This is a genomic window from Scytonema sp. PCC 10023, assembly GCF_963920835.1.
GTDB lineage: Bacteria > Cyanobacteriota > Cyanobacteriia > Cyanobacteriales > Nostocaceae > Kalymmatonema.
On record NZ_CAWUDP010000073.1, the window covers coordinates 42,298 to 49,558 of the forward strand.

Annotated in this window: 3 protein-coding genes; all 3 read left to right on the top strand. The window is 41.9% G+C overall.

Annotation, left to right across the window (positions count from 1 at the left end; translation table 11 throughout):
* Window positions 1–895: 895 nt before the first annotated feature.
* Entirely contained in the window at window positions 896–1,492 is a 597-nt protein-coding gene (locus ACM0OZ_RS33850; protein ID WP_414587219.1) for an IS607 family transposase, read from the top strand.
* A 119-nt stretch (window positions 1,493–1,611) separates the two neighbouring features.
* Complete coding sequence (locus tag ACM0OZ_RS33855) at window positions 1,612–2,898, top strand: RNA-guided endonuclease InsQ/TnpB family protein (RefSeq protein ID WP_414587220.1); 1,287 nt, start codon at window positions 1,612–1,614, stop codon at window positions 2,896–2,898.
* Window positions 2,899–3,372: 474 nt separating this feature from the next.
* Window positions 3,373–7,261 (top strand): eIF2A-related protein (locus tag ACM0OZ_RS33860; RefSeq protein ID WP_414587221.1); only part of this gene is annotated, 3,889 nt, incomplete at its 3' end.

The window sequence follows — 7,261 nt, forward strand, 5'->3', positions numbered from 1 at the left end:
AGAGCGCGATGCACCCACATACTAAAGAATAGAGGCTCTTGTTACAGAAATGGCTCTGTTGAGACCTAAGTATAAACCATGGAAAGTATCGTCGCCAAAATCACCTATAAAAAAGTCAGAATATTGGTAGTTTTGGGCAATAGCCAAGAAGCTAATTTGGAGATAAAAACCAACTTTTTCAATAGCTGATCATAAGTAGTTGATATTGTCAAGGGAGACTATTATGAATTCAACACGCAGCTTTGGAAGCCGGTACGCTGGGATACTCTGTTTTTGGCTAGTCATAGTCAAACTTCTTAGGACTTACGCACTGTACAAATAGAGGATTATATGGATTAACTAAACTGCAAACTTCACGGGTTTTTGTTCAAAAAATTTACAAAACCCTCTCCACTTCCTCACTTTTTATACATATTCTTAAGAGAAAGATTCTAATTGAGATGAAGTCATGCATCTGAACAATAGTTAAAAGTCAAGATTTGGCTCAATTCACATAATCATTTTTTGACATTGCGTAAGTTCTACTTCTGTCGTTTCCGATACCTATTAAATAGGACTCAATACGGTTACGGGAGAACTGCATAAGCGATTTCCAAGAAATAAATTATCCTCAATTGTGGGGTGGGCATCCTGCCCGTCCTGAATAGTGGGACGGGTGGGGACACGCATCCCACAAGAAAATTTGGGATATTTTTTATTTGGAAGTCCCTAATACCGTTTCCATATGAAGATGCTCCCGAAAGAACCCCACCGCCTGCGGCACCTCCCCGATGCGTTGGGGAGGTTAGGAGAGGTAAAAATAATATGCAGCTTCACAGAGAATTGGTATGAAAAAACTTTCCACAAAATATAGTCTAATATAGTCAGGTATAATCCTTTCAAGGATGAACCTGACATGAAGCTAGCAGACTATGCAAAAGAATTAGGTATTTCTTACCAGACCGCTTGGAGACATTTTAAGGCAGGTAAAATTCCTTACCCAACTAAACAACTTGACTCAGGTACTGTCATTGTAGAATACGAGCGATTAACTGCTAGAAACGCAGTCAAGAAAGCTGCAATTTATGCCAGAGTTTCAAGTGCAGAAAATAAAGATAATTTAGACAGGCAAGCCGAACGTTTAACCCAATATGCTACAGCAAGAGGTTATCAAGTTCAGCATATTGTAAAAGAAGTAGGAAGCGGATTAAACGACAACCGCAAAAAGCTAGAGAAGCTTTTAAAACAAGATGATTATCAATTTCTAGTAGTTGAACATAAAGACCGTTTAGGGCGGTTTGGGACGCACTATATAGACGTTTTACTAAGTCGGTGTGGTGTGACTTTGGAGATTGTAAATTTAGCTGAAAACGGACGCGACGAATTGATGCAAGATTTAGTAGCAATTATTACTAGTATTGCCGCACGCTTGTATGGTCAACGTCGTGCTAAAAGAAAAACTGAGAAAATCATCGCAACTTTACAAAGCAAAGAAGACGAGAAAGATGGATGATTTTCTATTTAAATATAGTCAAATATATTATACTGTGTTTAAGGTCGTTTGCGTATGCCTGCGGCAGGCTTTGGGCGAACACGTCTGGCAAGGAGAGAAAACATTCGTAGTAATCTTTGATGCAACATGTAGAGAAACACATAATTAAATCAGGTCACGAGTGGTTTGCATATTGTGCTTACATTACGCGTATCTCTAGCAAACTCTACAATACGGCTCAATTCACACAGCGTCAAGGCTTTTTCTATGGTTGGGGCACCACAGTCCAAGCAAAATTAGACACAATGTTTAAACTAGATAGTAATTATCGTGCGATGCCACGAAAGGTTGCTCAACTGGTTTTAAAGCAGAATGCTGATGCATGGTCGGCTTATTTCAAAGCAATAGATGCCTACAACTTAGAACCAAAAAAATTCACTAGTAAGCCGAAACCACCGAATTATCTTGACGGAAAAAATCTCGTAAAGTTCAATTATCAAGCTGTCAGTACTCGGGAATTTAAAAAAGGTTTTATCGTTCCTTCGATGTCACCGATTAAAATTCCAGTTAAACCTGGTTTGAAATTTGATGACTTATGTGAAGTGCGAATTGTCCCCAAAATAGGCTGTTTCGTAATTGAAATAGTTTCGGAAATACCAGAGCCTTCCGATTTTTTTTGTAGCCTTAATCCGGAATTGGCTGCGTCTATTGATCTTGGATTAGACAATCTTGCAACGATTGTTTTTACTGACCCGACAATTCAACCAATTGCTGTTAATGGTAAACCTTTAAAATCAGTCAACCAGTTTTATAACAAGCAGTTGGCAAGGTTTCGAGGGTTTTTACCTCACGGTAGAGGCAGTTCGCGACGCATACAAAACATTGTTTGCAATCGTAATAATTTTGTTGATAGTTACTTACATCAATCCACCTTCATGATTGTTAAAGAATTGGTGGCTAAAGGTGTAACACAAGTTGCAATAGGAAAAAACGAACAATGGAAAACAAACCTCAATCTAGGTAAGCGAAATAACCAAGCTTTTACACAGATACCACACCTGTTATTTATCGAGATGTTAACTGACAAGCTAGAAAAAGTTGGCATCAACGTTAAGGTTGGTGAGGAATCTTACACTAGTAAGGCTTCACTAATTGATTGGGATACAATCCCAACATTTGACCCTAACAATAAGGTAAAACAAACTTTTTCAGGAAAGCGTGTACAACGTGCCTGGTATATCAGTAAAGATGGTACAAAAATTCATGCCGATGTCAATGCAGCGTTCAACATCGGCAGAAAAGTAATTCCAAATGCTTTTGGTTGTCTCGAATCAATTGTACAAAGGAATAGGGGATGCCTGGTAGTGCATCCAAGGCGGATAACACCTTTATTCAGGCGTGACCATGCTGAAATTGGTGTTGCTTAAACCCGTGTGTAGTAGTCTGCCTATACTTGACTATGTAAAACGGAACTATAACGTTCCATCACTTTGTTGACAGAAAAATCAAAGCCAAAATCTAAAACCCAGACACTGTTAGGGATTTGGACTTTAATTTCTCACACAAAGCCTGAAACATTGATTTTTGCGTAAAGCCTTTCGCTGTAAGGATTTCAGAAGATACTCTGGAGAGAGTGATGAAAGAGCGCTAAGCTCGTGCAGAGTGGCAACTATTTACCTTAACGAATTCTATTCTTGTCAGAGTGTGTCTTTATGAGGGTGCCTTTCAACAGGAGTGATAGGCTATTAAAGATATTCTTATTAAAGACAATAGGCTGGGTTGTGATTCCGAAACTAAACCAACTCTTTTACAAATCTTATTTTTGATGTAAAGATACGAAAAAGAAGAAACTGACTTTGTAGAAAAGAGCATGCTTGCCAAAATAAAAAAGTGTCTTCTCTATGAGTAAATCAGTTGTTATTAGCCTAGGAAGTGGGGATTTAAACAACGGATTTCCAAATGTTACTGCTAGGTTATGGTCATCAGGAAACTCTTTTCCACAGCAATTTATTGGTAGCTTACCTGCAGCACCATCTTTAGTTGAACTCTGTCAAAATTGGCAGTTAAATTACAAAAATGTTTGTGGTCGCCAACATTTGCGTTCTCTATTGATGGAAGATGATGATGAACTGGAAATTGACGAAGGTGGCATAACGAATGTCTCTGTTGTCGGTTTTTATGATGTGTGCCAAAAACTACAAGAAAATATCAATAATTGGCTCAAATCTTTTGAGTTTCTTAACATAGAACGACAACTGCGATCGCAACTAAATCCAGCCGAAGAAATTCGAGTCATTATTGAAACCAACAATGACTTGCTACGGCGATTACCTTGGCATCGTTGGGACTTCTTCAATGATTATCCCCAGGCAGAAATGGCACTTTCCCAACCAGAGTATAAACGCCGGGAACCAAACAAGTCAAAATTACCTAGAAAGAAAGTGAGAATCTTAGCGGTTCTGGGTAATAGCCAAGGGATTGATTTGGAGAGAGAAATCAGATTTCTTGATAGTTTATTAGATGCAGAAATAGTTTTTCTTGTCAACCCCTCTCGTCAGGAATTTAACACTCTTCTTTGGCAAAACCCCGGCTGGGATATGTTCTTTTTTGCCGGTCATAGTCAAACCGAGGGTGAAACAGGCAGAATTTATATTAATGATCATAAGACCAACAATAGTTTAACAATTGGACAGTTAGAAGAAGCTCTCAAAGCAGCAATTGATAATGGTTTACAACTAGCAATTTTCAACTCCTGTGATGGACTGGGATTGGCGAGTGCGCTGGAAAAATTAAATATTCCGACAGTGATTGTGATGCGCGAGCCAGTACCGAACCTGGTGGCACAGGAATTTTTTAAGCATTTTTTAGCAGCTTTTGCCGTAGAACGGCGTTCTTTATACCTTGCCGTACAGCAAGCACGCAGAAAGTTACAAGGTTTGGAAGATGACTTTCCGGGTGCATCTTGGTTGCCTGTCATTTGTCAAAATCCGGCAGTAGAACCGCCGAGTTGGCTAAAGTTAGGCGGAGTCCCTCCATGCCCGTATCGCGGTTTATTTGCGTTTGGTGAGGAAGATGCTGACCTATTTTTTGGGCGGGAGCAGTTCACACAGGACTTGGTGACGGCGACCAAAAGAAAGCCGTTGGTAGCGGTGGTCGGTCCAAGTGGAAGTGGGAAGTCGAGTGTGGTCTTTGCTGGGTTGGTTCCTCAGTTGCGCCAAGATCCAAATCTTAAGTGGCAGATTGTCTCGTTTCGTCCGGGTAATAATCCCTTTCAGGCGTTGGCAGCTGCGTTAACTTCTAGTATTGGCGAAGCTTTATCCGTTCCGTCTCGCCAAGGAGACAACCTAAATAAATATATAAATAAAAATTTCAATCAAAATTTGAATCAAAATTCAAAATTAAATGCTCGCCGCCTGATTGAATTAGAACTGGAAATCGCACTGCGACAAGATAATAAAGCGTTATACAAAATTATCGAAAGCTTTGTCCACTCATACCCCAAAACTCGTCTGGTCATAATAGCTGACCAATTTGAAGAACTCTACACTCTTTGTCCAGAAGAAGAACGCCAAGGTGTCTTAGATGCATTATTGAACGCAGCCAGATTAGCTCCGGCATTTACTCTAGTCCTGACTCTGCGAGCGGACTTTTACGGACATGCCCTTTCTTACCGCCCCTTTAGCGATGCATTGCAAGGAGCAGTCCTGAATCTCGGACCAATGAGCCGTCAGGAATTGCAAGCAGCTATTGAACAGCCTGCAACACAAATGCAGGTGAGACTAGAGAAAGAGTTGACAAATAAACTGATTAATGCAGGTGATGGTCAGTCAGGACGTTTACCGTTGCTGGAGTTTGCCTTAACACAACTTTGGTCAAAACAGACAGATGGATGGCTAACTCATGCGGGCTACGAGGAGATTGGCGGCGTTGAGGAGGCTTTGGCTATCCACGCCGAAGCACTGTATGCCCAGCTTTCTGAGGTAGACCGAAGTCGGGCGCAGCGAGTGTTTATGCAGTTAGTGCGTTTAGGGGAAGGAGTGGAGGCTACCCGGAGGTTGGCGACTCGTGATGAGGTGAAGTCAGAAAACTGGGATTTGGTGATGCGCTTAGCTGATGCACGTCTTGTGGTGACTAACCGCAACGAGTCATCAGGTGAAGAAACAGTGGAAATCGTGCATGAGGCGCTCATTAGAAGCTGGGGACGGCTAGAGCAGTGGATACAAGTTGATGGTGAATTTCGCTATTGGCAAGAGCAGTTGCGATCGGCAATTCGTCAATGGGAAAGTAGTGGTAAGGATGAAGGAGCATTGTTGCGAGGAAAGCCCCTTTCGGATGCGGAATATTGGCAGCACAAACGCATAGATGAACTGAGTTTGGGTGAGAGGCATTTCATTGAGCTTTCTTTAGCATTGCGGGATAATGAGCTGAAAAAGCACAAGCGTAGGCGGCAATTGACTATATCTGGACTCACTGGTGGCTTGATGCTAGCTTTGAGTCTGGCTGGGGTTGCTTGGTGGAAATCTTTGGAATCAGCAAGGAACGAAGTCAAAGCTACCAGTGAATATTCAGCAGCACTCTTTGCCTCGAATAAAGAGTTAGATTCGCTGAAAGTAGCAATACAGGCTGGGCAAAAACTACAAAAATTAGGTCTTGCTCCTCCAGAGACCCAGATGCAAGTTAAATTAGTGTTAAGGCAGGCAGTTTATCAAGTCAAAGAACGCAACCGCTTGTCAAAGCATCTTGGTGATGTTTATTGTGTCAGTTTTAGCGCTGACGGTAAAACTATTGCCTCTGCTAGTGAAGACAAAACTATTAAACTTTGGAATTTAGATGGTCAGGTACTTCACACCTTAAAAGGGCATAGTAGCGCTGTCAGGAGTGTCAGTTTCAGCCCTGACGGCAAAATTGTTGCTTCTGGTAGTCAAGATGGAACCATCAAACTCTGGAATCTAGATGGTCAATTGCTTCAGACTTTAAAAGGGCATACTGGTGCTGTCAACAGCGTCAGTTTCAGTCCTGACGGTAAAAGCCTTGCCTCTGGTAGTGAGGACAAAACTATCAAACTCTGGAATCTAAACGGGCAATTGCTTCACACTGTCAAAGGACACAGTGGTGGTGTCAGGAGTGTCAGTTTCAGTCCTGACGGTCAAACCCTCGCTTCTGGTAGTCAAGACAAAACTATCAAACTCTGGAATCTAGATGGTGAACTGCTTGATAGTTTCATTGGACACGGTGATGCTATTAACAGTGTCAGTTTCAGCCCTGACGGCAAAACCCTTGCCTCCGGTAGTGATGACTACAACGTTAAACTCTGGAGTTGGAATCATCGAAGTGTTAAAACCTTCCCTGTGCTGCATAAAGGTCCTGTTACAAGCGTGACTTTTAGCCGCGACGGCAAAACCATTGCCTCTGCAAGTTGGGACGGAACCATCCAAGTGTGGAGTTGGGATGGTCTATTTCTTCAAGACTACCATGCACATAGCGATACAGTTTACAGTATCAGTTTCAGCCGCGACGGCAAGACCCTTATCTCTGGGAGTGGGGACAATACCATTAAAATCTGGAATCGGAGTGGTCAGGAACCGCCAACTTTAAATGGGCATAAAGATGCAGTCACGAGTGTGTCTTTTAGCCCCAACGGCAAAACCATTGCCTCTGGAAGTAAGGACCGTACTATTAAAATCTGGAATTGGGATGGTCAACTGCTTCATACCTTGACTGGGCATGAAGCTGCTGTCACGAGTGTGTCTTTTAGCCCCAACGGCAAAACCATTGCCTCTGGAAGTAAGG